The organism is Saezia sanguinis (assembly GCF_003991585.1).
Taxonomy (GTDB): Bacteria; Pseudomonadota; Gammaproteobacteria; order Burkholderiales; family Burkholderiaceae_C; genus Saezia; species Saezia sanguinis.
Window position 1 is genome coordinate 1 of record NZ_PQSP01000018.1, and the last position, 1,907, is coordinate 1,907.

The following is a 1,907-nucleotide window of genomic DNA, read 5'->3' on the forward strand; positions in this document are numbered from 1 at the left end:
ATAACCTGATTATCCGGCAATAAGACGGCGTAGTGCTCACAACGTGCCTCCTGCATTTCGGGGAGTTGTGTCCATGTAAGTGCTATCAGCATACTGGCGCTGAGTGCATTGGCGTTGTTGTCTTCAGCTGTTGCATGGGCAGCAACGCCTGGTAGCGTTTGTTCAACCACAGGTTCTGTTTCAACGTGCGACGGAATGGGGCAAACGCTCATCGTACCCGTTATTGAGGTGAGCGGTGCCGGGTCGACCGGGCCTAAAACGCTCAATGTCTCCAACATTACCTTCAACGTTTCCGCAGCTTCACTGCCGACGAGTCAGCCGGCGATGATCAGTATGGCGGGGGTTAATGGAGGCGTTGCGGGGAATGATTACGGCTCGGTGGCAGTGGGTGTCAACAATGTCATGATAAACATGCAAAATCTCACCGTCAGTTCCGCTGGCATATATGCGCGTACCGACACAGCGGGTGCCACTGCAGCGATTGAAAGCAGCGCAAATGTTACCCTCAACGGAACTGCGGGAAATCTGGAAGGCATCCGGCTGGAATCACCGAATGGTTACAGTCGTTTGCATTTGGGGTATGTAACTAACTCCAATAGGAGCGGGATTGCGGTAACCAGCACCAGCGGAAGTGGGGCCGGCGTGCGTGTGACGGGGGGAGAAGGAGTCACTATTACAACTGATGCGGACACCTACATTGATGTGACAGGGGGTAACACCACCACCACTGGCAATGCTTACGGTATCCATGTGAGCAGTACCTCCGTCAGTGCAATCATCAACAATGCCGGTCTTGTTCAGACCCGCGGCTACCGGGGCCATGCCATATTTCTGGAAGGCCCCGAGGCGGAGGTCACCAACACAGGCAACATCACCACAACGGGTGAGGCCAGTCACGGCATTTATCTGTATCAGCAAACCGGCACCACTCAGCAGGCCCAGGTCAATAACAGTGGCCGGATCTACTCTTCCGGCGACACGACCGATGGCCTTCGGGTAGAACAAAGAGGCAGCGCGACGAATACGGCAACCATCACCAATAGCGGCACTATCATTTCCAACGGCTCTTTTGCCAGCTATGCCATTGACGCATGGCAGGAATCGACGACTGCAAACGGGGTGATGACCGTAACCAATCAGGGCGACCTGACGACCGGCGGTATCATGCTGAACTACGGTCTTGGCGCGTATCAACGATTGAATAGCGGCACGCTGACGGTTACCAACGATGGCACAGTCACCACGACAGGAAGTCGGTCTTTTGGAATCTACGCAAGGCAATACGTCACGACGGATGGCAGTGTCACTGCCACAAACAACGGCAGCATCAACACACGACAGTCCGATTCCCATGGTCTCTATGCAAGCCAGACTGGCGGTGTCAACAGTACCATCTCAGCCACCAGTACCAGCACGGGAGAGATTGAAACGCAGGGAAATACTGCACATGGCCTCTACGTGGAGGCTTACGGCTCGGGCCTGGCTCAAGCCGATAATGCCGGACAAATTACGACCGGAGGAAACCAGGCACGAGGCATCTACGTGATGGCGGATCACTCCTCGAGTGTCGGTGGCACGGTTGAAGTACGCAACACAGGTGCCATTCGGACTAGCGGTGGCAATGCCTCAGGCATTTACGTGAACGCTCTGGGAGACGATACCATTCAGGTCATTCAGGGCACGACAGGAAGCATTGTCACTGCGGATGGTGCGGGCATTCAGGTAGCTGCCGATGCCGGAAATTTGGAGATCACGACCAGCGGCAGTATCACAACTGGCCAAGCCACCGCATCGACTCTTAACCACGGTATAGATGCAGGCAGCAACAGCGGCAAGACAGAAGTCGAGTTCAGCAACGGCACCATCAAGGTCGTAGGCACCAACACGGGTGGCGGCAACGCCATCGG

At 55.4% G+C, this 1,907-nt stretch carries 1 protein-coding gene; it reads left to right on the forward strand.

Annotated elements, in window-relative coordinates; all coding sequences use genetic code 11:
* Positions 1-195: 195 nt before the first annotated feature.
* Positions 196-1,907: beta strand repeat-containing protein (locus CUZ56_RS14810; RefSeq protein ID WP_148113762.1), on the forward strand; the 1,712-nt coding region annotated here is incomplete at its 3' end.